This is a genomic window from Massilia sp. (genome assembly GCF_046293535.1).
Classification (GTDB): Bacteria; Pseudomonadota; Gammaproteobacteria; order Burkholderiales; family Burkholderiaceae_D; genus Telluria.
The window spans coordinates 44,725-66,158 of sequence record NZ_JBKBOV010000002.1; the positions used below are offsets into that span (position 1 = coordinate 44,725).

Here is a 21,434-nt window from a genome sequence, read left to right on the forward strand (position 1 = left end):
ACAGGAGGGCGGACGGGATCGTTGCGGGGCATGGTAAGCTGGCGTTGTCGATGTGTCCAATGCATAATATTGGCCATATCGATGCATGTTACGCATAGGAAGAACGTGAACATCAAGCAGCTCGAACACCTGATCGCCGTCGCCGAAGCCCGCTCCTTCAGCCGCGCGGCCGAACGCCTGTTCATCACCCAGCCGGCCCTGAGCCGCAGCATCCAGGCGCTCGAGGAAGACCTGGGGGCGCCGCTGTTCGACCGCATCGGCAAGCGCATCGAGCTCACCCCGCTGGGCAGCCACGTCCTGGCGCGCGCCGGCCGCCTGGTGCGCGATGCGGGCGAGCTGGCGCGCAGCGCCGAGATCTTCCGCCAGGGCGGGAGCGGCGCGCTGCGCATCGGGATGGGATCGGGGCCGGCCGCCATGCTGATGGCGCCGCTGATCCGCCACATTGCAGAGCAGCATCCGGGCGTCCGGCTCGCCATCACGCGCGGGGCGCTGCCGCTGCAGCTGGTGCAGCTGCGCGCCGGCCAGCTCGACGCCCTGGTCGCGGACGCGCGCAGCATCGCCCCCGCCGAGGACCTGGTGGTCACGGCGCTCGGCGAGCTGCGCACCTGTTTCGCCTGCCGCCCGGGCCACCCGCTGCTGGCGCACGAAAGCTTGACCCTGGAGCAGCTGCTGGCCTATCCGGTCGCCTCCACGCCGCTGTCGGACGAAGTGGCGCGCCTGCTGGTGGCCGCGTACGGGCCGGCCGCCCTGCCGGAGCGGATGGTTACCTTGCAGTGCGAGGACGTGGCCAGCCTGGTCGATGCGGTGGGCCGCTCGCATGCGCTGTTCCTGGGCCTGGCCGCGGCGGCGCGCGCCGGCGGCCTGCTCGAGCTGCCGCTGCGTCCGCGGCTGGACGCCAGGGCGCGCTTTGCCTGCGTCACCCTGGCGGGCCGCACCGAAGCGCCCCTGCTGCCGGCCTTCCGGGCCTTCGCGGCGGGCTTGCTGCAGGATTGAGAAAATCGAGAACAAGGAAAAACGAATGGATACCCAACAACTGTGGGTCGAGCCGGTCGGCGACATCATCATCGCGCGCATCCGCGGCGCCTGCACCGCGGACTTGCTCGAGGAATGCCAGCGGCGCGTCATCGCGCTGGTGCAGGACACGCGCCAGGTGAAGGTCCTGTACGACTCGCTCGAGATGGACGTGCCTTCGGTCGACATCGCCCTGGTGCAGCAGGGCCTGGAGTCGCGCGCCTGGGAGCGCTACGGCCCCCTGCCCTTGCGCCGGGCGATCCTGGTCAGCAATACGCGCATCGCCTACCGCGCCCGGATCGCCTTTGGCGAACTGGGCGAAGGCAGCTACCGGGTGTTCTACAACGACCTGGCGGCCGCGCTGCGCTGGCTCGACGAGCCGCCCGACATTCCCGCCTGAGTTCAGCGCTCCCGCGCCCGCCCCGGCGCCAGGCGGCGTAGCCAGGCCCCGGCGGTGGCGCGCAGGCGCGGATCGTGCAGGCACCAGCCGCCGGACAGGCCGATCGCGCAGCCGAGCAGGGTGTCGACGAAGCGCGCCTGGACCAGCGCGCTTGGGGCCGCCTGGCCCAGCGTCGCGGCCTCGGCCAGCAGGATGGTCAGCGGCGTGATCAGCACCACGGCCAGCGCGTAGTGGCGCACCACCAGCATTTCGATCAGGAAGGTCAGCAGCATCACCAGCGCCGCCACCGACCAGCCGCCCAGCGGCAGCGACAGCAGGCCCCAGGACAAGGTCACGCCGGCGGCGGTGCCGAGCACGCGCTGCAGCTGGCGGTGCCAGACCGCGCGCAGCGAGACTCCCTGGATCACCGCCAGGCAGCTGACCGGCACCCAGTAGGGCTTGGGAAGCGCCATGGCCTGGGCGGCCAGGAGCGAGACCCCGACCGCGGCGCCGATCACGACCGCGTCCAGCACCACGTCGTCGAAAGCAACGGCCGGCAGCGGCGCCTGCGGCTGCGGGGCATGGCGCCGCAGCATGAAGACGCTGTGGACGAAGCCGACCGCGCAGGCCAGCAGGCTGCCGAAGCCGATCAGGCTGGCCATGCGCGGCAGTTCGGCCGCCGTGACCGGGCTGTAGGCGCCGATCGCGGCGGCCATCACGAAGAACAGGCTGCCGGGCGGCCCGAGCGCGTAGATGCGGCAGGTCATAGTCACCAGGATGGTGATCGCGACCAGGGCCGGCACGATGGCGGGCGGCCACAAGCCGCCAAGCATCCCCAGCGTATGGCAGGCCAGCATGCCGAAGGCGCAGGCCAGCAGCGCCACCATGCGCCGCGCCAGCGAGGTGGCGGGCAGGTACAGGAATACCAGGCCGCCGAGCGAGGCTACCAGGCCGTCGCCGATGCGGCCGAGCGCGGCCCCGGCCACCAGCGGCAGCCCGGAGGACAGCGCCGCGCCCAAGGGCATCTGCCAGGCGCGGTCGCTGGCCTGGATGGTGGTCAGCTGGCGCAGCTCGTCGGACAGGAAGGCCCGCACCCGGCGCCGGCGCGCATCGCCCATGGGCCGCTCAGTTGAAGCGTCCCGCCGTGCCGCCCAGGCTGTAGCGGCCGGCGCCCAGCAGTGCCACGGCCAGCGCCGCCGCGATGAACATGCCCTGCAGCTCGAGCGCCCAGCCGCCGGTCTCGTTGAGGGTGAAGAACTGCGCGCTATGGGCCAGCAGGATCGCCACGATCATGTTGACCACCACCACCAGGGCGCTAGCCCGCGTGAACAGCCCCACCAGGATCAGGAGCGGCGCCACCACTTCGCCGATGTACACGCCATAGGCGAATACCGCCGGCAGGCCGGCGCCCTGCACCATCCCGACGATCGGGCCGATGCCGCCGGCCAGCTTGGACACGCCGTGGAACAGCAGGATGATCGCCAGCGCCGCGCGCAGCAGCAGCTTGCCTTCGTCGTCCATGCCGCGGGGTACAACATTTGCGGTTTGCATGATCACTCCTTTCGGATGAGTTGTCTTGACATCATCGCGCGTCCCCAGGTTCACGGGCGCACCGTTCGGCCTCAATCGAAGGCGTAGGCGTCCATCGCCAGCACCCCGTGCTCGACGCTGGCGTGCAGGCGGGTGGCGCGCGCCTGCGGGCCACCGGCGCCCATGGCGACGAACAGGGGCAGCAGGTGCTCGTCGGTCGGGTGGTTGCGCACCGCGGACGGGGCGCGCAAGCGGTAGTCCAGCAGCTCGGCCTGGTCGCCGTTCTCCAGCGAGGCCTGCATCCAGCGGGCGAAGTCTTCCACCCAGGCGGGCGCTGGCGCGGCGACGTCCTGGCCGCGGTACTCGTGCAGGTTGTGGGTCAGCGAACCCGAGGCCAGCACCAGGACGCCTTCTTCGCGCAGCGCGGCCAGGGCCTGGCCGATGCGCAGGTGGGCGGCCGGATCGCCGCCGCGCAGGATCGACAGTTGGGTGACCGGAACGTCGGCATCCGGGTACATCAGGCGCAGCGGCACCCAGGCGCCGTGGTCGAGACCGCGCGTGGCGCTGTGCCCCGCCCCGATGCCGGCCCGGCCCAGCAGCCTGCCCGCGCGTTCGGCCAGGTCCGGCGCACCCGGGGCCGGATACTGGATCTCGAACAGGGCGCGCGGAAAGCCGCCGAAGTCGTGGATGGTGGCGGGTTGCCGCGCCAGGCTCACGGCCGGGGCCCCGATGGTCTCCCAGTGCGCCGAGACGGCCAGCACCGCGCGCGGGCGCGGCAGCGACGCGCCCAGTTGTTCGAGGAAGCGGCGCGCCGGGCTGTCCTGCAGGGCCAGCATGGGCGAGCCGTGGGAAATGAATAGTGCGGGAAGTCGGGTCATGGTGTTCTCCTCATGGAAGACACCATGGTATTGTTTTTAACCGGACCGATAAAGACGCTGAACCGGAGATGACTGTTACGTTTTATGGAACAATCCTGACTCCTCGTTCCAGGGCGGGTCCGCGAAGGCCTCGACCAGGAAATCGATGATCGCCCGCACCTTCGGCGCCAGGAACTTGCGGGAAGGATAAACCGCATAGATGCCCAGCGTGATCGCGCGCCAGCCCGGCATCAGTTCCACCAGCCGGCCCTCGGCCAGGTCGGCGCCGATCATGAAGCTGGGCTGGAGGATGATGCCCTGGGCCGCCAGGGCGGCGGCGCGGCAGGTGTCGCCGTTGTTGGTGCGCATGCGCGGCTGCACCTTGACCGTTTCCTCCCCAAGGGCGCCGGTAAAGCTCCAGTAGTCGCCGGCCGCGAACAGGCTGTAGCCGATCACGGCATGGCGCGCCAGTTCGGCCGGCCGGGCCGGTGCGCCATGCGCGGCCAGGTAGGCGGGCGCCGCGCAGGCCACCAGCCGGGTCGCGGCCAGGCGCCGGCTCACCAGCGAGGATGCGGGCAGTTGTCCGATCCGCAGCGCCAGGTCGTAGCCCTCGTCCACCAGGTCGACCACCCGGTCAGAAAGGGTGACGTCGAGCTCGAGCCCGGGGTGGCGCGCCAGCAGGCCCGGCCAGAGCGGCGCCAGGTGCATCAGGCCGAAACTGAGCGGCACGTTGACCCTGGCCACGCCCTGCGCGGCCGTGCTGCCCGAGCCGAGTTCTGCTTCGGCCTCGTCGAGCCGGGCCAGCAACTCGCGGCAGCGCGCGTAAAACAGCTCGCCTTCCGCGGTGCTGGACAAGCGGCGCGTGGTCCGGTGCAGCAGGCGCACCCCGAGGCGCGCCTCGAGTTCGGCCACGTGGCGCGACACGGCCGCCTTCGACATCCCGAGCCGCCCGGCCGCCGCCGTGAAGCCGCCCGCCTCGACCACCGCCGCGAACACCCGCATTTCCTCGAACCTGTCCGTCATCTCCCTATCCTGCCTGGCATCGATGCGCAGATTCTACCCGCACTGCTCGCCTGGGCCGGCGGCTTCTGCCACAATGTCGGCGTACCCAGGAGCCGCACGCCATGCATCACGAACTGAACCGCCAATCGATCGACACCCTGGTCAGGGATTTCTACGCCGACGTCCGGCGCGACGGCGTGCTGCAGCCGGTGTTCGACGGCGCCATCGGCGCCGACTGGGAGGTCCACCTCGAACGCATGGTCGACTTCTGGTCGTCGGTCATGCTGTCCAGCGGCGAGTTCAAGGGCAATGTGTACGGCAAGCACATGCAATTGCGGGGCATCCAGGCCGAACACTTCCGGCGCTGGCTGGGCCTGTTCGAGGCGCACGCGCGGCGGATGTTCGCGCCGGACCTCGCCGAGGCCTTCCTGGCGGCGGCCCGGCGCATCGCCGCCAGCCTGCAATACGGTTATTTCGGCCGCGTCGAAGTGGCCTGAAGGGAGCCTCGTGAGAAACCTGCCCGCCACGCTCGTCCACTACAAGAGCACGCCCGTGTTCGACCAGGACTCGGTCCCGGCCGGACTGCGGCGCGCGCACAGCACCGCGGCCGGGGTCTGGGGCCGCATCGTCGTCCTCGAAGGCAGCCTGCGCTATGTCATCGAGGCGCCGGCCGTGGAGGAATACCTGCTCGCGCCCGGAACGCCCGGCATCGTCGAACCCGGGGTGCCGCACCATGTCGCGATCGACGCTCCGGTGCGCTTCTGCGTCGAGTTCCACCGCTAGGCGGGGCGGCGCGGGCGCGGGCGCCCGTGGCGACGTTGGATTTGCCCCGGGGCGCAAACATCGGGTATGGTCGATCCTGTCCGCTCCCAGACCGAAGGCCGCACATCATGTTCCTCGAACGCGTCCGCATCGCCACCGATGGGTCCGATCTCGCCGTGCGCGCCGCCCAGATGGGCGCCCTGCTGGCCCGCTCGGGCGCCGGGCGCATGGTCGCGGTCTCGGTGGCGCAACCGCGCTTTCATCTGCCGGACGGCGGCATGGCCGCGCCCGACAGCCAGGCCACGCAAGCCGAATTCGCGCGCGCCCGCCATGCGGCCCGGGCCCACGTCGACACCGTGCTGGCGATTGCCCGGCAGGGCGGCGTCAGCTGCGATGCCGAGACGCCCCTGGCGTCGGCGCCCGGACCCGACATCATCCGGGTGGCCGAAGAACATGATTGCGACCTCATCGTGATGGGAACGCATGGGCCGAACGACGCCAACCACCTGTTCGTCGGCAGCGTGGCGCAGTATGTGCTGGCCAATTCCCCCATTCCCGTGCTGCTGCTGCGCGACCCGCGCGAAGCCTCGCAGCCGGACTTCATCGAGGGCGTCGCGTCCTGAACGCCGAGCGCAAGGCCAAATCGCGTTCGTTCGCTGGCGCGGCCGTCCTCAGCCGGCGCCGGCGGCCGGCCGCAACACCATGACCGGAACCGGCGCGCCGGCCAGCACGGCCTGGGTCACGCTGCCGGCCAGCAGCCGGCTCAGGCCGCGCCGGCCGTGCGAACCCATGACGATCAGGTCGCATTGCTGCTCGCGCACGGTATCGGCGATCGCCTCGGCGGGGTCGAGCGCGCTGCAGGTGAGCGCCGTGCAGGCCACGCCGGCCCTGGCGCAGCGCGCGGCGATGGCGTCGACGTAGCGCTGGGCGTGTTCGAGCAGCACGTCCATCTGCAGGCCCGGATCGTAGGCCATGGCGCCTTCGAGCGATTGGAAGGTGGGTTCGGGAACGGCGACGGACAGCGCCACGATTTCGCTGCCCTCGCGGCCGTGGACGAACTCGATGGCGGCATCGACCGCCGCTTCGGAAACGGGCGACCCGTCGGTGGGGACCAGGATACGTCGGTACATGGCAAGCTCCTGATAGGGTTGGTGGAACGGTAGAGGTCCAGTCTGTCCTTGCAGATGCTAAAAATCTTTGACCTAGATCAAAATCGAACCGGTGTCATGACGCTCAGGGACGCACACGGTCGCCGAAGCAGATGCCGAGCTCGCGCGCCGTGCGCAGCATGTCGCCATCGAGCGGCACTCGCTTGCTGCGGCCCGCCACCTCGCCCAGAGGCACGGTGCCGATGTCCTGGCCGCCCAGCGCCACCATCACGCCGGATTCGCCGCGCGGCAGCGCGCGCACCGCGCAGGCGCCGAAGCGCGCGGCCACCACCCGGTCGACAGCGGACGGGCTGCCGCCGCGCAGCAGGTGGCCCAGCACCACGCTGCGGCATTCCTTGCCGGTGAGGCTCGCCAGTTGCGCCTCGACCCAGGCGCCGATGCCGCCCAGGCGCTCGGCGTGCCCGCCGCCCGCTGCCGCCAGCCGCGCGCGTTCGCCGCCGAGCGGCTGCGCGCCTTCGGCGGCCACGACGAGCGCATGGCGCCGGCCGGCCGCGTCGCGCCGTCCGATGGCCTCGGCCACCACGTCCAGGTCGAAGGGAATCTCGGGCAGCAGGATCGCGTGGGCGCCGCCGGCCATCCCGGCATGCAGGGCGATCCAGCCGGCGTAGCGCCCCATCACCTCGACCACCATCACGCGGTGCTGGCTGTCGGCGGTGGTGTGCAGGCGGTCGATGCATTCGGTGGCGAAGGCGGCCGCCGTGTCGAAGCCGAAGGTCTGGTTGGTAGCGTCCAGGTCGTTGTCGATGGTCTTGGGCACGCCGACCACGGGCAAGCCCTGGCGCTGCAGGCAGTCGGCGATCTCCATCGAACTGTCGCCGCCTACCATCACCAGGGCGTCGAAGCCGTGCTGCCGGCACAGGCCGACCAGCTCGGCGCTGCGGTCCTGTTCCACCAGGCCGGCCGCGCCCTGGACGGGGTAGCGCAGCGGGTTGCCGCGGTTGGTGCTGCCGAGGATGGTGCCGCCGAGGTGGGCGATGCCGTGCACGGCATCCGGAGAAAGGCGCATGACCGGTTCGCCCAGGCAGGTATCGGGCGCGAGCAGGCCGTTGAAGCCGTCGCGGATGCCCCAGCACTCCCAGCCCTGCCTGCTGGACGCCAGCACGACCGCGCGGATCACGGCGTTCAGGCCGGGGGCGTCGCCGCCTCCGGTGACGATGGCAATGCGCTGGATGCGGGTTCCCATGGGCGCCTCCTAGTGGTGCGGCCGACTATAACATGCGGGCGCGCCGGATTGGTCCCCCATAACAGCCCAGAGCGCTGCCATGGCTAAGCTGAGGGGTGCCGGACCCACCCTCACAGGCGAGAACAGCATGGCAAACATCTACGTCGATCCCAGCGCCGCCGGCCCCGGCGACGGCTCCCTGTCGAATCCCTTCAGCGCCTGGACCAGCGTCACCTGGTTACCGGGCAATACCTACCTGCAAAAGCGCGGCACCACTTACGCCGGCGTGTTCAGGCCGGCGGCCAGCGGCACCCGCGAGCAAGGCATCTTCGTCGCCGCCTACGCCAGGCCGGACGGCTCGGACGACCCGTCCCTGCCCCGGCCGGTCATCCTGCTGCCGGGCGGCCCGGTCACGCCGCAGGAGGGCGGCGCGATCGCGGTCCACGGCCAGGAGCGCGATTTCATCACCTACCGCAACCTCGACATCCGCAACCCGGCCTTGCCGGAAGCGAGCGACGTGGCGATCATCTGGCTGGGCAATGGCTGCGTGTTCGAGAACATCCGGCTGACCTCGAATTGCGCCGGTGTCTACGTCTACGAAAAGCGCGAGGTCACGCTCAGCGGCTGCGTGCTCGACGTGGTCAGCTGCTCTGCGGCATACGCGAACCACGGCATCCTGGTGGCGGGCGACACCCCGATCGACGCCATCCGCATCCTCGGCAACACCGTCGTCCACCGCGGCGGCGGCTCGCCCGTCTCCTACGGCATCCGCTGCGAAAGCTACCGCCACGAGTTCCCGCTCACCGGCCTGGTGCTGCGCGGGAACCGGGTCGCGCCCCCTCCAGGCCAGAGCCCGAGCGCTAACCGCGGCGCGATCGGCATCTACCTCGTCAACGGCCTGGCCGCCCAGAGGCGCGGTCGCAGGACGCCGCCACCGAGGCCGCCGGGCGAGCGGCCGTCCTTGCAAGGCGCAAGCATGCCTCGCGGTACAATACGCGCCCCGCAGAATTTTGCCGACCGTTAAGAACAAACGCCATGCTCACTACCCTGCTCGACTGGTTCCTCCACCTCGACCGCCACCTCGCCGTCATCGCGGCCGAATACCAGATCCTCGTCTATGTGATGCTGTTCGCGGTGATCTTCATCGAAACCGGCGTGGTCGTGATGCCCTTCCTGCCGGGCGACTCGCTCCTGTTCGTCACCGGCGCCCTGGCGGCGAAAGGCTTGCTGTCGCTGCCGGTCCTGATTCCGCTCCTGATCGTCGCCGCGGTGGTCGGCGACATCGTCAATTTCGCGATCGGCAGCGCGTTTCGCGAGCGCGTGAAAAATGGCTACCGGCTGCGCTTCATCAAGCCGGAGCACATCGCCCATACCGAACGCTTCTTCGAGCGCCACGGGCCCAAGACGATCGTGCTGGCGCGCTACGTGCCGATCGTGCGCACCCTGGCGCCCTTCGTCGCCGCGCTGGGCAGCATGCGCTATCGCACCTTCCTGTCGTACAACGTGGCCGGCGGCACCCTGTGGGTCGTGTCGCTGGCGGTGGCCGGCTACGCCTTCGGCAACATCAAGTGGGTCAACGACAACCTGACCGCGGTCATCCTCGGCATCATCGTGCTGTCGCTGGTGCCGGGTATCGCCGCCTGGCTCCAGGAACGCTATCGCAGCAAGGGCACGGCCGGTCCGCGGGCCTGAGCGGCGGACGCGCGCCTGACTTTCAGGACAGGCCGCCGAAGTCGCGCTTCGCGGCCAGCACGCGCCCGAGCGCGGTCTCGGGGTCCAGTCCGGCCATCATCTGGTTGATGATTTCCTGCTTGTCTTGCGCCGTGAGCGTCTCGCAGGCCGCGCGGTGCGAACAGAAATAGGCATACCAGGCCACGTCCGCCGGGCGCTCCTTGCGCGGCTTGAAGCGTGCCGGTACCTTGGCGCGCAGCGCGTCGGCATGGGCTGCCAGCGGCGCATCGGCGACCCGCCAGTCGAAGCCGGCGACGGCGCGCCGGTCGGCCTCCCAGTCGCCCCGGTAGGCGGCACCCGGCCGCATGCTCTCCCTGTTCACCGCAAGGCATGCCAGGTTGGGATAGCCGTGCGCGGCGCAAAAACCTTCCACGAACAAGAGCTTGGGGCCGATTCCGACCGGCACCGCGCGGCCGAGCACCTCGTCCTTCGGATGCAGTGAGCGCGCCAGCGTGAGCAGGTCGGCGTAGGTGATCGGCATGCCGCGCAGCGAAGTCGCCTGCCGTGCCAGGGCCTCGGCCAGACGAACGCCCACGTCGATGTCGTTGAAGGTGAATGGAATCATGCGGGTATGGCGTCCAATGCGGTGCGAAACAGCGCGGCCGTCACCGGGACGTTCTTCAATGTGTTGATGCGGCATCTTAACAAATTCCCAAGGCGGCAGGCCGCGAACCAGCTCTCCGTCCGGCGGGCTTGCCTTCAGCCAGGGTGCGAATTCCCCCCCCTTTCCTGGTGGCTTGGTGGCGTAGGGTCGGCTTGGTCGTAGTCGTAGGCGTCGAGGAAGCGTGGTCCGCGGGATGTACCAGTGGGTTAGTTACATTTTTTGAGATCGCAGCGTGCGCCCACCGCATCCGGGCCAGCAAGTTCCCGCATATCAGGATTGCAGGAATGGCGATTGCTCCGTCCATACCGGCACTCTACATTGGCCTTTCCGTTTCACAACGAACAAACCATAGGAGACAAGATGATCGATGCCGATAAAGGCCCCTGGAAATACCTGGTGATGTGGCTGCGCTTCTATTACGCGATCCATTTCCTGAAATCCGGAATCAACTACGCCGTGTTCGGCGTCATCCCCGATTTCAGCAAGGCCGGCGCGGTCGGCCCCTACCTCGCCGCGATGAACGACATCGGCTTTTACCCCTTCATCAAATACCTGGAAATCGTGCTGGGATCGATGTTGCTGTTTAACGTACTGACCCCGCTGGCGCTCGCGGTCATGGCCGGCATCGCCTTCCAGATCGCCTACCTGAACCTGTTCGTCTCGCCGCATCCGCGACAGCTGTTCACGGGCACCCAGGAACTCCTGCTGTGCGGCCTGCTCATTCTGGCCTACGGTAAAAGCTATGCCGAACTGTTCCGCGTGAAAGCGAAGCCGGCCTTCCCCTGGTCGCACTAAGCCACCCTCTTCCCCTCAAGGAGCACTCATGCACCAAGCCGCAAGACTCAAGGACGTCGTCGTGTTGATCGCCACGGCATCGATCTGGACCCTCGTCGTCATGGTCTTCTCCACCACCATGGGCTCGCGCCCGCTGCGTATCTACGACTGGGGCCCGCCGGTGTTCGCCTGCATCCTGACCCTGCTGGTGATGCTCAAGGACCGGCGCACGGAGGGCAAGCCGCGCTAGCCGCGCGCCGGCCGCTGCGCTCTTGCGAACAGCGTGCCGGCCGCCAGCATGGCGCCCAGCACCCAGAACGCCAGCTGGGCGCCGGCGGCCGACCCGAGCGCCCCGACACTAATGGGCAGGATGGTCTGGCTGACGTTGGCCAGCATCGAGCGGATGCCGATCGCCTCGCCGCCACGTCCCGGCGGCGCGGCCTCGCCGATGGCGCTCATGATCATCGGCAGCGCGCAGCCCAGCGCCAGGCCCAGCACGAAGGCGCAGGCCAGCAGCGCCGCCAGGCCGTGCGCCAGCGGCAGGGCCAGGTAGACCGCCGCGGCCAGGGCCAGCGCGCCGCCCAGCACCTGCCACGCCGACCACCTGCGGGCAAGCGCCGGCACAAACATGCGCACCACGAAGGTGCCGGCGCCGAAGGCCCCCATCACCAGGCCGATGCGCGAGGCCGACAGCCCGATCGCGCTGCCGTGCAGCGGCAGCATGAAGCTGAACATGTCCCAGCCCATCGACAGCAGCGCGCTGACGACCAGCACCGCGCGCAGCGGCGCATGGCGCAGCAGGTCGATCACCCGCGCCCTGCCCTGCGGCCGCGCCGGCGCGGGCGCGCCGTCCATGCCGGCGCCCGCCTGCGCCAGGGCGAACAGGGCCAGCAGGGGCAAGGCGGCCAGCGCGACGAAGGTCCAGGCGCCGCCCGCCAGGTCGAGCAGGAAGCCGGCCAATACCGGGCCGGCGATGCTGGAAGTGGAATTGCCGAGCGCCAGCATCGAATAGGCGCGCGTGTGCTGCTCCTGGGGGCCGCCGTGCAGGATCGCATTGTGCAGCGCCACGTGCACCAGCATGAATCCGCTGCCGAGCAGCACCGCGCTCGCGCCCAGGCCGCCCAGCGAGGGCAGCAGCGCCAGCAGCAGGCCCGCTTCCAGCAGCAGCAGCGCGAGCAGGGTCGGCCTGAACGTGCCGCGCCGGTCGGTCCAGCGCCCCGCATGCACCGACAGCAGCATCGGCACCAGCGCCAGCAGGCCGATCACCACACCCACCTCGAATGGCGAGGCGCCGAGCCGGAGCGCCGACAGGCTCAGCGCGACCCGCCCGCCCGCGAAGGCGGTATGCGCCAGCACCATGAGCGCGACCAGTGCGGGCAGCTTCATGCGGACCAGCTCAGGCCGACAGCGCAGCCTGCCTGGCGGCGGCACGCTCGACCGGCGTGGCCTGGAAGCGCATCGAGAAGTCGATCGCGCGGATGTCCTTGATCAGGGCGCCGACCGAAATGCGGTCGACCCCGGTCTCGGCCAGCTCGCGCAAGCGCGCCAGCGTGACGCCGCCGGACACTTCCAGGCTGCAGCGCCCGGCCGCCAGCGCCACCGCGCGGCGGATCTGCTCCGTCGGCATATTGTCGAGCAGGACCATGGACACCCCGGCCTGCAGGGCTTCCTCGAGCTGGTCCAGGGTCTCGACTTCGACCTGGATGAAGTTCGCTCGCGCCCCGAGGTGCTGGGCGGCGGCGAAGGCCGCGCCCAGGCCGCCGGCGGCGGCGATATGGTTTTCCTTGATCAGGATGGCGTCGTACAGGCCCATGCGATGGTTGCGCCCGCCGCCGCAGCGCACCGCGTACTTCTGCGCCACCCGCAGGCCCGGAATGGTCTTGCGGGTGTCGAGGATCGCCGCCCCCGTGCCGGCCACGGCCCCCACGTGCAGGGCGGTGCTGGTCGCCACCGCGCTCAGGGTCTGCAGGAAGTTCAGGCAGGTGCGCTCGGCGGTGAGCAGGGCGCGCGCCGGACCGGCGATCTCGACGATGGCCTGGCCGGGCGCGCAGCGCGCGCCGTCGGCCACGTGCCAGGTGGCCACCGCCGTCGGCGCCACCTGCGCCAGCGTTTCCATCACCCAGGGCTGGCCGCAGATGACCGCCGCCTCGCGGCAGACGATGGTCGCGCGCGCCTCGCCGTCCGGCACCAGGGCCGCCGTCAGGTCGCCGCTGCCGACGTCTTCGGCGAGGGCGCGCAGCACGTCGGCCTCGACCTGCCAGAGCAGCTCCATGCCCTCGTCGGGGGTCGTGGGCATCAGATCACCACGCCGCGCGGCACCGGAATGCCGTACAGCGAGCCGGCATAGGCCGCGTAGACCGGATCGTCGACGTTGCAGGCATGGCCCATGGCCACCGACAGGTCGCGCCAAGTGCGCTGGATCGGGTTGGTGACGCGGCTGGCATTGCCGCCGGCGTGCTTGAACACCTCGGCGGCCGCCTCGGCGGCGCGGCGCACCGCGCGCACCTGGTTCACGCGCGCCTTGTACTTCATCTCGCGGGTCACCTTGCCGCCGGCCTGCACCAGCTTGTAGATCTCGCCGATCTCGTTCAGCACGTGCTGGCAGGAGGCGTCGATGTCGGCCAGGGCCGCGCCCAGCGAAGCCATGTGATAGGGGTTCTGGGTCTGCTTGACGCCCATGCGCGAGACCCGGTTGCCGGTGTACTCGGCGAAGTGGTTCACCACGCCGGCGGCGATGCCGAGCGTCGCGGCCGAGATCGCGCCGGGGAAGAACAGGTTGAAGGGAATCCGGTACAGCACACTGTCCGGACGATGGCGCGCGGCATATTCGCAGTCGTTCAGGGCCTGCACGTCATAGGTGCGGTAGTCCGGCACGAATACGTCCTTGACCAGCACGTCCTTGCTGCCGGTGCCCTGCAGGCCCATCACGTTCCAGGAATCCTGCAGGATCTCGTAGTCGGCGCGCGGCAGCACGAAGTGCATCAGCCGGGTGTATTCGCCGGCCGGACCGCCGTCCTGTTCGGCCAGCACGCCCAGCACGGCCCAGGTGCAATGGTCGGTGCCGGACGAGAACGGCCACTGGCCATTCAGGATGTAGCCGCCCTCGACGCGGCGCGCGCGGCCGATCGGGGCATAGGGCGAAGCGGTCCAGGTGTCGTGGTCGGCGCCCCAGACTTCTTCCTGCATGCGCGGGTCGCCCTGGCCGAACTGGAAGGGATGCACGCCGACCACCGAGCCGACCCAGCCGAGCGAGGACGCCTTCGAGGCCAGTTCGATGACGGCCTGGTAGAACTCGCGCGGGTCGGCTTCGAAGCCGCCGTACTGCTTCGGCTGCAGCATGCGCACCAGGCCGCTATCGCGGATCAGGCGCGCCCCTTCGTCCGTCACGCGGCCCAGTTCGATGCTGGGGACTTCTTCCTTGACGAAGCTGTCGATGTTGCCAATGATGGTCTCTCGTACCGGATGCATGTTGCGCTCCTTAATTCGGTGTCTTGCGATAGGTGTATTGGGCGGGTCCGGGCTTCATGCCTCGTCCAGCTTCAGTGCGGTCAGTTCCGCGTGCTGGCGGCGGTGGCCCCAGCTGCTCGGCTTGTCGTAGGTGCGCGGCGTCCACAGGTCCGGGTCCACGTCCAGTCCGCCCCAGCCATACTCGAGGCGGAAGCACGACGGCGTGTACATGTAGAACGAGAACATCTGATCGTTGCTGTGCTTGCCCAGCGTGGTCGTGATCGGGATCTCGCGCTGCAGGCAGATGTCGTGCGCGGTGCCGACGTCGTCGATCGAATTCACCTCGATCATCAGGTGCAGGAAAGCCACCTCGCGGGTCGGCAGCGCGCTGATCGCCAGCGAGTGGTGGCGCCCGTTCAGGTGGTAGAAGTGCGCCACCAGCGGGCCATCGCGCACCGTATCGGACGGGTAGAAACCCATCACATCGCGGTAGAAGCGGTCGCCCTCGTCCAGGTCCTTCACCGCCAGCACCACGTGGCCCAGGCCCTGGTCCGCGGTGCGAAAGCCCGAGATCGCGCGGCCCGGACGGAAGGCGGCCACGGTATGGTGCAGGCCCCAGCTCAGCTCATGGCGAAAGCCCGAAGGGTCCTTGAACCAGTAGAAGCCCTCCACCTTGCGCTCGGCGCACTCTTCCGGGGTAGCGCGGCAGGCCTCGATGCCATGGGCGTTCACGCGCGCGGTCACGTCCCTGGCCGCGGCCTCGTCCTGCACGCTCCAGCCGATGTAGGCAACCGCATTGCGCTCGCCCGGGTGGATCGCGATGCGATGGGCGACTTCGTCCAGGCGCAGGCGCACCGCGCCGTCCGGGCCGTGGCCGGCCACCTGCAGGCCCAGCACTTCGGGGCCGAAGCGCTCCCATTCCTGGTAGGCGGGGGAACGCACGCCCAGATAGGCAAGCGTTTTGATCATTCGCTGTCTCCTTGATTTGTTGATTTCAGGTTCTGGAATATTCATTCAGGCCGGGCGCAGCTTCGCCCGGCCCTGCCGGCTTGCTCAGGCGGCCTGACGCACCGCGACCGGATTGCCTTCGATGAAGGAATCGATCACGCGGTTGAATTCGTCGGTGTGCTCGAGCTGGACCCAGTGGCCGCAGCGGTTGACCAGGTAGACGCGCGAATTCGAGATCATGCGCGCCAGCACCAGGGCCGAACTGAAATGCACGGTGCGGTCGTCGCGGCCATGCATCAACAGGGTCGGCGCCGTAATGGTGGGCACGCGCTGCGTGTCCAGTTTGACCATCGGCTTGCCGTGGCCGCTCTTCCAGCCTTCGATGTGGTCCGGGCGCGCCAGGGCCGCCTTGACGCGTTCGGCCAGCAGTTCGTCGGTCACGTGGCGGGTGTCGAAGGCCATGCCTTCGACGAACTTGCGCATGGTCTCGATCGAGGGATTGAAATAGGCCGCTTCCAGGGCCTTCACGCCTTCGCTCAGGCCGGCCGGGTCAAAGATGCCCGGCACGCCGGCCGAGGAACCCATGGTGACCAGGTGCGACACCAGTTCCGGGCGCTCGTAGGCCAGGCGGATGCAGGACGAACCGCCCATCGAGTTGCCCACGAAAGCGGCCTGGGTGATGCCCAGGGCTTCGAGGAACTCGGCCAGGGCACCGCTGTTGTCGCGCTGGTCGTAGGTGACGGCCTGCGACTTGCCCCAGCCGGGCAGGTCGACGGCCAGCACGCGGTACTTCTTGGCCAGCGTGGCGATGTTGGGGTTGTAGTTGCTCCAGGCCGAGGCGCCGGGGCCGCCGCCGTGCACCAGCACCAGCGGGTGTCCCTGCCCTGCCTCGTGATAGTGGATGTCCCAGTTCTTGGTCTTGATGCGCTTGCTAGTGTTTTCTTCGGTCACGATCGCCATGTCTTCCTCCGTTCAGATAGGTTCGATTGCCTGCCACAGGCAGGGAGCTCGAGACATATTACTTGAATCTCCGTTCTAGAATCAACATTTTATTTTCGCAAAAGAAAAGGCGCTGTTCTCGCTGTATGTGGAAATTGAACTGTCGAGCTGAGTGGATGTCCAACCTAGACTGAATAGCCAGGAGGATCGATGCGACCGACAGGCTTTACCCGACTACTGCGCAGCTTGCCGCTACTTACCCGGCAGCAGCGTGCGCAGCTTGCCGCCGCATTACAGCCGGCAATCGGGCTCGACAGCGTTTGCGCGGCGATCGACGGCGCACGTCCGTCACGCTTGTGCTGTCCCGACTGCGGCAGCTCTCGTCACTATCGCCATGGCATCAACCGCGGCCTGCAGCGCTACCGTTGCCGCGTCTGTGGACGCACCTATAGTGCCCTGAGTGGCACGCCGCTTTCGCGCCTGCGTCATCGCGGCAAATGGCTTGATTTTCTTAAGGAAATGCTCGCGTCGCGAAGCGTGCGGGCCACCGCCAAGCTGCTTGGCGTGCACCGCACGACCAGCTTTCGCTGGCGGCACCGCTTTCTGGACGGCGCAAGAAGGGACGAGCCGGAGCGCCTGGCCGGCATCGCCGAAGCCGACGAACTTTTCCTGCTCGAATCGCAGAAAGGTTCGCGCAAGCTCGACCGGCCATCCCGCGAGCGCGGCGGCGTCGCCCGCAGCCGCGGCATCACTCACGAGCACGACTGCATCCTGGTTGCGCGCGACCGTGCCGGCCAGACCTGTTCCTTCGTCACGGGTCGGGCTGCCGTCACGGTGAAGCAACTGCACCGCCACCTGCTCCCTGTGCTCGATCCGGACGTGCTCCTCGTGACCGACGGCCATCACGCCTACCGGACCTTTGCCAACCAGGCACACATCGCGCACGCCTTCGTCAACCTGCGCCTGGGCGAGCGCGTGCGGGGTGCGGTCCACGTCCAAAACGTCAATGGCTACCACCAGCGCCTGCGCCACTGGCTATCGCGCTTTCACGGCGTGGCCTCGCGCTACCTGCCGAACTACCTCGGCTGGCGCTGGGCGCTCGACGGGGACAGGATCGCATCGCCCGAGCGCTTCCTGAGAGCGGCGATCGGCATCTTCCACACGTAACGGGAACAGCGCCAAAGAAAAGGCCGGCGATTGCCGGCCTGGAAGGACTCTCGCTTGCGCCCGCAGACGCCGCATTCAGGCCTTGGCCTCGGCCGGCTCGGGCTTGCGCCGCTTGCGCGCCGCTCCCGCCTGGGCCGGCAGCTGCGCCTGGGCCTGTTCGACCAGGTGCGCCAGGCTGGACGCCAGCATCGGCCGGAAGGCCTTGATCGTCTCGCCCGAGGCGCCGGCGATCGCGTTCCCGTCCTGCAGCGCCAAGGTGAAGCCGCTCAGGCGCTCGGGCAGGCCCGGGTCGTGGGCCAGCAGCGCTTCCGGCAGGGTCTTGCGCCACCACGAGGCGAATTCGGCGCGCTGCAACTGGCGGATGTGCAGGAAGCGCTCGCGCGCCACCTGTTCGCGCACCGACTTTTCCACGCTCAGGATCACGCCCAGGCGCCAGAAGTCGGCGGCGTCGTACTGGCGCTCGGCGTCGACGGCGCCGAACAGGCGCTCGATGTGGCGGCCGAAGCTCTCGCCCGGGAATGGCTGCAGGGTGCTGGCCACCTGGCTGTGCCAGCGCGCATAACTGGTTTCGATCAGGGCCGCCAGCAGCAGGTCCTTGTTCTCGAAATGCCAGTACACGCTCCCCACCGGCAGCTCGGCCTTCTTGGCCACCTTGGCCATGGTCGCGCCGCTGTAGCCCTCGTCACGGATCACCTCGAATGCGGCATCGAGGATGCGCTCGCGCGATGCGGCGCTGGTGCGGTGTTCTCCGGAACGGCGGGGACGGTCGATCATGGACATGGGCGGTAGCACTCGGCTGACAGGAAAGAAAAAATGGTAACACGGGAGATTGCGACATTGCCACCTCAAAGCGCGCTGCGCATGCCGCCTGCACCTGCTTGAAGCGGCCAGCTATGCGGCTTTGCGCATGCTCAGCCCGAGCCATGCGGCGAACGCATAGCTGAAATGACCGTTCCCGCGTTGTTCCCCTCCCCGCGATCACAAAAAATAGCGTCATCCGGCGGCGCCTGCGCGTCCCACGTCCCACCCGTCAAGGAAACACATGAATAAACTGCAGCTCTCCGTGGCCATCGGCAATTACGACCGTTGCCGCCCCCTGATCGACGGCGCCGTCCAGATCGACGGCGTCGATCCCGTCTTCATGACGCTGTCGCCCGAGGAGATCTTCTTCCGCGCCTTCCGCGCCGAGGAATTCGACATCTGCGAGCTGTCGCTCTCCAGTTCCACCGTCAAGGCCGCTGCCGGCACCCTGCCCTACGTCGGCGTGCCGGTGTTCCTGTCGCGCGCCTTCCGCCACACCGCGATCTACGTGCGCACCGACCGCATCAAGCGCCCCGAGGACCTGCGCGGCTGCCGCATCGGCCTGCCCGAGTACCAGCTCACCGCCAACGTCTGGGTGCGCTCGATCCTGGAGGACGACTACGGCATCCTGCCGTCCGACGTGACCTGGGTGCGCGGCGGCATCTCGCATGCCGGCCGCCCGGAGAAGATCAAGCTGGCGCTGCCGCCGGACGTGCGTCTGATCGATGCGCCCGAGGGCGAGACCATTTCCAGCCTGCTGGCCAAGGGCGACATCGACGCCTACGTGGCGCCGCGCGCACCCGACGTGGAGCCCGGCACCCCGAACATCGGCTGGCTGTTCCCGGACCCGGTGGCCGCCGCCAAGGATTACTTCCGCCGCACCCGCATCTTCCCGATCATGCACATCCTGGGCGTGCGCCGCACGCTGGCCGAGCAGCATCCGTGGCTGCCGGGCGCCGTGTTCAAGGCCTTCAACCAGTCCAAGCACGTGGCGCTGGAGCACCTGGGCGAAACCTCGGCCACCAAGATCACCCTGCCCTTCGCCGAGGAGCGCCTGAAGGAAGCGCGCGAGCTGATGGGCGAGGACTTCTGGTCCTACGGCATCGACGAGAACCGCCACGTGCTGGACAAGTTCTTCGACCACCACCACCGCCAGGGCCTGTCCTCGCGCCGCGTGACCCCCGAGGACCTGTTCCACCCGGGCACCTTCGAATCCTTCAAGCTGTAAGGAGCCAAGCATGAGCGAATCCGTCCGCGACCCCTACCCGATCTGGCACGCGGCCCACCTGGCCCCGCTGTGGGACAGCCCGAACGCCCACAAGCCGCCGCCGCCCCCGGCCAGCGCCCACATCTGGCGCTGGGAAGAGACCCGGCCGCTGGTCGACCTGGCCTTCCAGGAGACCTCGCCCGCCGCGGTGCAGCGGCGCGTGCTGCAGATGCTCAGCCCGCACGCGGCTTCGCTGGCCGACGAGTTCACCTGCGGCAGCGTGCTGGCCGCGCTGCAGTGCCTGCTGCCGGGGGAAACCGCGCGGCCGCACCGCCACACCATGAACGCGCTGCGCTTCCTGCTCGAAGGCGCCGGCGCCGTCACCCTGGTCGACGGCAAGGAATGCCCGATGGCCTTCGGCGATCTGGTGCTCACGCCCGGCATGTGCTGGCACGAGCACCGCCACGACGGCGACGTGCCGGTGGTCTGGCTCGACGTGCTCGACGTGCCGCTGCACCAGCACCTGGGCACCGTGGTGTTCCAGCCCGGCCCGATCGGCGAGGCGCCGGTGACGATGCCTGACGCCGCCTTTGCCTCGCCCAGCATCGTCCCGGAACAAATCCTGGGCCGGCGCGACCACTCGCCCGTGTTCCGCTACCCGTACGCGGATGCGCTGCGGGCGCTCGCCCATGCGCCGCGCTCGCCCGACGGCGCGCGCCGGGTGCGCTACGTGAATCCCCTGGACGGCCAGGGCGCCATGCCGATGCTCGACACCGCCATGCTGCAGCTGGACGCCGGCGTGCAGACCCTGCCGGCGCGCAGCAGCGCCAACCTGGTGTGCACCGTGGTCGAAGGCCATGGCGAGACCCGCATCGGCGACCAGCGCATCGCCTGGGGTCCGCGCGACACCTTCACCCTGCCCCAGCACAACTGGGTATCGCACCGCAGCGAGGGCGGAGCGCGGCTGTTCGTCGTCTCCGACGCCGACGTGCTGCGCCGCCTCGGCCTGCTGAAGGAAGAGATCCAGGCCGCCGCCTGAGACGTTTCACTGAAAAGAGATCACCATGAAAATCTGCTGGTACACCCAAGAACAACACGGACAAGCGCAACTGGGCGCCGTCGTCGACGGCCGTGTCTACGACGTCAGCGCGGCCCTGCAGGCCCTGCCGCCGGCGCGCTACCCGGCCCCGCCTGGCGACCTGCTGCTGGCCAACCTCGACCTCGTACGCGTCGCCATCAACCAGCTGCTCCCCGGCGCCGCCTCGATCCCGGTCGAGCGCGCGCGCTTCCTGAGTCCGGTAGCCAATCCGGGCAAGATCATCGGCGTGCCGGTCAATTATGCCGACCACGTGGCCGAGGCGAATGCCGACCAGGCCACCTTCACCGACCGCTACAAGGGCGAAGTGCGCGAGCAGGGCCTGTTCCTGAAGGCGGCCAGCAGCCTGGTCGGCCCCAGCGAGGGCGTGGCCCTGCGCTTCCCGCAGCGCCTGTCGCACCACGAGATGGAACTCGGGGTCGTGATCGGCAAGACCGCCGCCAACGTATCGGTCGAGGACGCGCTCGACTACGTGGCCGGTTACGCGATCGCGCTCGACATGACCGTGCGCGGGCCGGAAGACCGCTCGCTGCGCAAGTCGGTCGACAGCTACGCGGTGCTCGGTCCCTGGCTGGTAACTGCCGACGCGGCGGGCGACGCCCAGAAGCTCGACATCCGCCTGGCGGTCAACGGCGAAGTGCGCCAGCAGGCCAACACCGCCGAGATGATCATCGGGATCGCCGAGCAGATCGCCTGGGCGTCCAGCTACTACACCCTGCACCCGGGCGACATCATCATGAGCGGCACCTGCGCCGGCGTCGGCCAGGTCCTGCCGGGCGACGTGATGGAGTGCGAGATCGCCGGCATCGGCGCGATGCGGGTCGACGTTCGCGCGGCCCAGGACTGAG

General features: G+C 69.0%; 26 protein-coding genes. 13 read left to right on the forward strand and 13 right to left on the reverse strand.

Features of this window, described 5'->3' with window-relative positions; all coding sequences use genetic code 11:
• The first annotated feature begins 105 nt into the window (after positions 1 to 105).
• Positions 106 to 993: a LysR family transcriptional regulator gene (locus tag ACK4S9_RS01515; protein WP_409720582.1), complete on the forward strand. Its 888-nt coding sequence runs from the start codon at positions 106 to 108 to the stop codon at positions 991 to 993.
• A gap of 25 nt (positions 994 to 1,018) precedes the next feature.
• The gene (locus tag ACK4S9_RS01520; RefSeq protein WP_409720584.1) at positions 1,019 to 1,411 is read left to right on the forward strand and encodes a hypothetical protein; all 393 of its coding nucleotides are present in this window, start codon (positions 1,019 to 1,021) and stop codon (positions 1,409 to 1,411) included.
• Between the two features lie 2 nt (positions 1,412 to 1,413).
• On the opposite strand, the gene ACK4S9_RS01525 is transcribed toward ACK4S9_RS01520, so the two are convergent.
• The 4 genes from ACK4S9_RS01525 to ACK4S9_RS01540 form a co-directional block, all read right to left on the reverse strand.
• A complete protein-coding gene (locus ACK4S9_RS01525; RefSeq protein ID WP_409720586.1) occupies positions 1,414 to 2,508 on the reverse strand; it encodes an FUSC family protein in 1,095 nt (364 codons plus the stop codon).
• A gap of 7 nt (positions 2,509 to 2,515) precedes the next feature.
• Positions 2,516 to 2,941 carry a DoxX family protein gene (locus ACK4S9_RS01530; RefSeq protein ID WP_409720588.1) on the reverse strand — a complete coding sequence of 142 codons (426 nt, stop codon included), beginning with the start codon at positions 2,939 to 2,941 and terminating at the stop codon, positions 2,516 to 2,518.
• Between the two features lie 71 nt (positions 2,942 to 3,012).
• Positions 3,013 to 3,798 (reverse strand): dioxygenase, encoded by a 786-nt coding sequence (locus tag ACK4S9_RS01535; RefSeq protein WP_409720589.1) that lies wholly within the window; start codon positions 3,796 to 3,798, stop codon positions 3,013 to 3,015.
• A gap of 75 nt (positions 3,799 to 3,873) precedes the next feature.
• Positions 3,874 to 4,800 carry a LysR family transcriptional regulator gene (locus ACK4S9_RS01540; protein WP_409720591.1) on the reverse strand — a complete coding sequence of 309 codons (927 nt, stop codon included), beginning with the start codon at positions 4,798 to 4,800 and terminating at the stop codon, positions 3,874 to 3,876.
• Positions 4,801 to 4,901: 101 nt separating this feature from the next.
• On the opposite strand from ACK4S9_RS01540, the gene ACK4S9_RS01545 reads away from it, so the two are divergent.
• From ACK4S9_RS01545 to ACK4S9_RS01555, 3 genes are all read left to right on the forward strand, one after another.
• The gene (locus ACK4S9_RS01545; protein ID WP_409720593.1) at positions 4,902 to 5,276 is read left to right on the forward strand and encodes a group III truncated hemoglobin; all 375 of its coding nucleotides are present in this window, start codon (positions 4,902 to 4,904) and stop codon (positions 5,274 to 5,276) included.
• Positions 5,277 to 5,286: 10 nt separating this feature from the next.
• Positions 5,287 to 5,562, forward strand: coding sequence for a DUF1971 domain-containing protein (locus tag ACK4S9_RS01550; protein WP_409720595.1), 276 nt, complete (start codon positions 5,287 to 5,289; stop codon positions 5,560 to 5,562).
• Positions 5,563 to 5,669: 107 nt separating this feature from the next.
• On the forward strand, positions 5,670 to 6,164 hold the full coding sequence (locus ACK4S9_RS01555; RefSeq protein ID WP_409720597.1) for a universal stress protein: 495 nt from the start codon (positions 5,670 to 5,672) through the stop codon (positions 6,162 to 6,164).
• A gap of 48 nt (positions 6,165 to 6,212) precedes the next feature.
• Here the strand turns inward: ACK4S9_RS01555 and ACK4S9_RS01560 are convergent, their stop codons facing one another.
• Complete coding sequence (locus ACK4S9_RS01560; RefSeq protein ID WP_409720599.1) at positions 6,213 to 6,671, reverse strand: universal stress protein; 459 nt, start codon at positions 6,669 to 6,671, stop codon at positions 6,213 to 6,215.
• 103 nt (positions 6,672 to 6,774) lie between these two features.
• Positions 6,775 to 7,893, reverse strand: coding sequence for a 6-phosphofructokinase (locus ACK4S9_RS01565; protein WP_409720601.1), 1,119 nt, complete (start codon positions 7,891 to 7,893; stop codon positions 6,775 to 6,777).
• Positions 7,894 to 8,020: 127 nt separating this feature from the next.
• Here ACK4S9_RS01565 and ACK4S9_RS01570 point away from each other — a divergent pair, with 127 nt between their 5' ends.
• Together ACK4S9_RS01570 and ACK4S9_RS01575 are read left to right on the forward strand one after the other, a co-directional pair.
• Complete coding sequence (locus ACK4S9_RS01570; protein WP_409720603.1) at positions 8,021 to 8,896, forward strand: hypothetical protein; 876 nt, start codon at positions 8,021 to 8,023, stop codon at positions 8,894 to 8,896.
• An 11-nt stretch (positions 8,897 to 8,907) separates the two neighbouring features.
• Positions 8,908 to 9,564: a VTT domain-containing protein gene (locus ACK4S9_RS01575; protein WP_409720606.1), complete on the forward strand. Its 657-nt coding sequence runs from the start codon at positions 8,908 to 8,910 to the stop codon at positions 9,562 to 9,564.
• A gap of 22 nt (positions 9,565 to 9,586) precedes the next feature.
• Here the strand turns inward: ACK4S9_RS01575 and ACK4S9_RS01580 are convergent, their stop codons facing one another.
• Positions 9,587 to 10,168 carry a hypothetical protein gene (locus tag ACK4S9_RS01580; RefSeq protein ID WP_409720608.1) on the reverse strand — a complete coding sequence of 194 codons (582 nt, stop codon included), beginning with the start codon at positions 10,166 to 10,168 and terminating at the stop codon, positions 9,587 to 9,589.
• A 399-nt stretch (positions 10,169 to 10,567) separates the two neighbouring features.
• Here ACK4S9_RS01580 and ACK4S9_RS01585 point away from each other — a divergent pair, with 399 nt between their 5' ends.
• Entirely contained in the window at positions 10,568 to 11,002 is a 435-nt protein-coding gene (locus tag ACK4S9_RS01585) for a hypothetical protein (RefSeq protein WP_409720610.1), read from the forward strand.
• A gap of 28 nt (positions 11,003 to 11,030) precedes the next feature.
• Positions 11,031 to 11,231, forward strand: a complete 201-nt coding sequence (locus ACK4S9_RS01590) for a hypothetical protein (RefSeq protein ID WP_409720612.1) — start codon at positions 11,031 to 11,033, stop codon at positions 11,229 to 11,231.
• Here ACK4S9_RS01590 and ACK4S9_RS01595 read toward each other — a convergent pair.
• From ACK4S9_RS01595 to ACK4S9_RS01615, 5 genes are all read right to left on the reverse strand, one after another.
• Positions 11,228 to 12,367 (reverse strand): MFS transporter, encoded by a 1,140-nt coding sequence (locus tag ACK4S9_RS01595; protein ID WP_409720614.1) that lies wholly within the window; start codon positions 12,365 to 12,367, stop codon positions 11,228 to 11,230. The two genes, ACK4S9_RS01590 and ACK4S9_RS01595, sit on opposite strands and share 4 nt — an antisense overlap.
• 10 nt (positions 12,368 to 12,377) lie before the next feature.
• On the reverse strand, positions 12,378 to 13,277 hold the full coding sequence (gene nadC / locus ACK4S9_RS01600; protein ID WP_409720616.1) for a carboxylating nicotinate-nucleotide diphosphorylase: 900 nt from the start codon (positions 13,275 to 13,277) through the stop codon (positions 12,378 to 12,380).
• Complete coding sequence (locus ACK4S9_RS01605; RefSeq protein WP_409720618.1) at positions 13,277 to 14,449, reverse strand: hydroxylase; 1,173 nt, start codon at positions 14,447 to 14,449, stop codon at positions 13,277 to 13,279. The genes nadC and ACK4S9_RS01605 overlap by 1 nt, the downstream gene beginning before the upstream one ends.
• 54 nt (positions 14,450 to 14,503) lie before the next feature.
• A complete protein-coding gene (locus ACK4S9_RS01610) occupies positions 14,504 to 15,397 on the reverse strand; it encodes a VOC family protein (RefSeq protein WP_409720620.1) in 894 nt (297 codons plus the stop codon).
• Between the two features lie 84 nt (positions 15,398 to 15,481).
• Positions 15,482 to 16,336 carry an alpha/beta fold hydrolase gene (locus tag ACK4S9_RS01615; RefSeq protein ID WP_409720622.1) on the reverse strand — a complete coding sequence of 285 codons (855 nt, stop codon included), beginning with the start codon at positions 16,334 to 16,336 and terminating at the stop codon, positions 15,482 to 15,484.
• Positions 16,337 to 16,525: 189 nt separating this feature from the next.
• Here ACK4S9_RS01615 and ACK4S9_RS01620 point away from each other — a divergent pair, with 189 nt between their 5' ends.
• Entirely contained in the window at positions 16,526 to 17,482 is a 957-nt protein-coding gene (locus ACK4S9_RS01620; protein WP_409720624.1) for an IS1595 family transposase, read from the forward strand.
• A gap of 75 nt (positions 17,483 to 17,557) precedes the next feature.
• Here ACK4S9_RS01620 and ACK4S9_RS01625 read toward each other — a convergent pair whose 3' ends face one another.
• Entirely contained in the window at positions 17,558 to 18,256 is a 699-nt protein-coding gene (locus ACK4S9_RS01625) for a TetR/AcrR family transcriptional regulator (protein WP_409720626.1), read from the reverse strand.
• Positions 18,257 to 18,524: 268 nt separating this feature from the next.
• On the opposite strand from ACK4S9_RS01625, the gene ACK4S9_RS01630 reads away from it, so the two are divergent.
• From ACK4S9_RS01630 to ACK4S9_RS01640, 3 genes are read left to right on the forward strand one after another with little or no spacing between them, the layout of a single operon-like run.
• On the forward strand, positions 18,525 to 19,511 hold the full coding sequence (locus ACK4S9_RS01630; protein WP_409720628.1) for an ABC transporter substrate-binding protein: 987 nt from the start codon (positions 18,525 to 18,527) through the stop codon (positions 19,509 to 19,511).
• Between the two features lie 10 nt (positions 19,512 to 19,521).
• Positions 19,522 to 20,529 carry a cupin domain-containing protein gene (locus tag ACK4S9_RS01635; protein WP_409720630.1) on the forward strand — a complete coding sequence of 336 codons (1,008 nt, stop codon included), beginning with the start codon at positions 19,522 to 19,524 and terminating at the stop codon, positions 20,527 to 20,529.
• Positions 20,530 to 20,554: 25 nt separating this feature from the next.
• Positions 20,555 to 21,433 carry a fumarylacetoacetate hydrolase family protein gene (locus ACK4S9_RS01640; protein WP_409720632.1) on the forward strand — a complete coding sequence of 293 codons (879 nt, stop codon included), beginning with the start codon at positions 20,555 to 20,557 and terminating at the stop codon, positions 21,431 to 21,433.
• Position 21,434 lies beyond the last annotated feature (1 nt).

Excerpts from the sequence above, each read along its gene's own strand:
- ACK4S9_RS01520 (WP_409720584.1), top strand. The coding sequence starts at position 1,019 with ATGGATACCCAACAACTGTGGGTCGAGCCGGTCGGCGACATCATCATC.
- ACK4S9_RS01525 (WP_409720586.1), bottom strand. The coding sequence starts at position 2,508 with ATGGGCGATGCGCGCCGGCGCCGGGTGCGGGCCTTCCTGTCCGACGAG.
- ACK4S9_RS01530 (WP_409720588.1), bottom strand. The coding sequence starts at position 2,941 with ATGCAAACCGCAAATGTTGTACCCCGCGGCATGGACGACGAAGGCAAG.
- ACK4S9_RS01535 (WP_409720589.1), bottom strand. The coding sequence starts at position 3,798 with ATGACCCGACTTCCCGCACTATTCATTTCCCACGGCTCGCCCATGCTG.
- ACK4S9_RS01540 (WP_409720591.1), bottom strand. The coding sequence starts at position 4,800 with ATGACGGACAGGTTCGAGGAAATGCGGGTGTTCGCGGCGGTGGTCGAG.
- ACK4S9_RS01545 (WP_409720593.1), top strand. The coding sequence starts at position 4,902 with ATGCATCACGAACTGAACCGCCAATCGATCGACACCCTGGTCAGGGAT.
- ACK4S9_RS01555 (WP_409720597.1), top strand. The coding sequence starts at position 5,670 with ATGTTCCTCGAACGCGTCCGCATCGCCACCGATGGGTCCGATCTCGCC.
- ACK4S9_RS01560 (WP_409720599.1), bottom strand. The coding sequence starts at position 6,671 with ATGTACCGACGTATCCTGGTCCCCACCGACGGGTCGCCCGTTTCCGAA.
- ACK4S9_RS01565 (WP_409720601.1), bottom strand. The coding sequence starts at position 7,893 with ATGGGAACCCGCATCCAGCGCATTGCCATCGTCACCGGAGGCGGCGAC.
- ACK4S9_RS01570 (WP_409720603.1), top strand. The coding sequence starts at position 8,021 with ATGGCAAACATCTACGTCGATCCCAGCGCCGCCGGCCCCGGCGACGGC.
- ACK4S9_RS01575 (WP_409720606.1), top strand. The coding sequence starts at position 8,908 with ATGCTCACTACCCTGCTCGACTGGTTCCTCCACCTCGACCGCCACCTC.
- ACK4S9_RS01580 (WP_409720608.1), bottom strand. The coding sequence starts at position 10,168 with ATGATTCCATTCACCTTCAACGACATCGACGTGGGCGTTCGTCTGGCC.
- ACK4S9_RS01585 (WP_409720610.1), top strand. The coding sequence starts at position 10,568 with ATGATCGATGCCGATAAAGGCCCCTGGAAATACCTGGTGATGTGGCTG.
- ACK4S9_RS01590 (WP_409720612.1), top strand. The coding sequence starts at position 11,031 with ATGCACCAAGCCGCAAGACTCAAGGACGTCGTCGTGTTGATCGCCACG.
- ACK4S9_RS01595 (WP_409720614.1), bottom strand. The coding sequence starts at position 12,367 with ATGAAGCTGCCCGCACTGGTCGCGCTCATGGTGCTGGCGCATACCGCC.
- nadC (WP_409720616.1), bottom strand. The coding sequence starts at position 13,277 with ATGCCCACGACCCCCGACGAGGGCATGGAGCTGCTCTGGCAGGTCGAG.
- ACK4S9_RS01605 (WP_409720618.1), bottom strand. The coding sequence starts at position 14,449 with ATGCATCCGGTACGAGAGACCATCATTGGCAACATCGACAGCTTCGTC.
- ACK4S9_RS01610 (WP_409720620.1), bottom strand. The coding sequence starts at position 15,397 with ATGATCAAAACGCTTGCCTATCTGGGCGTGCGTTCCCCCGCCTACCAG.
- ACK4S9_RS01615 (WP_409720622.1), bottom strand. The coding sequence starts at position 16,336 with ATGGCGATCGTGACCGAAGAAAACACTAGCAAGCGCATCAAGACCAAG.
- ACK4S9_RS01620 (WP_409720624.1), top strand. The coding sequence starts at position 16,526 with ATGCGACCGACAGGCTTTACCCGACTACTGCGCAGCTTGCCGCTACTT.
- ACK4S9_RS01625 (WP_409720626.1), bottom strand. The coding sequence starts at position 18,256 with ATGATCGACCGTCCCCGCCGTTCCGGAGAACACCGCACCAGCGCCGCA.
- ACK4S9_RS01630 (WP_409720628.1), top strand. The coding sequence starts at position 18,525 with ATGAATAAACTGCAGCTCTCCGTGGCCATCGGCAATTACGACCGTTGC.
- ACK4S9_RS01635 (WP_409720630.1), top strand. The coding sequence starts at position 19,522 with ATGAGCGAATCCGTCCGCGACCCCTACCCGATCTGGCACGCGGCCCAC.
- ACK4S9_RS01640 (WP_409720632.1), top strand. The coding sequence starts at position 20,555 with ATGAAAATCTGCTGGTACACCCAAGAACAACACGGACAAGCGCAACTG.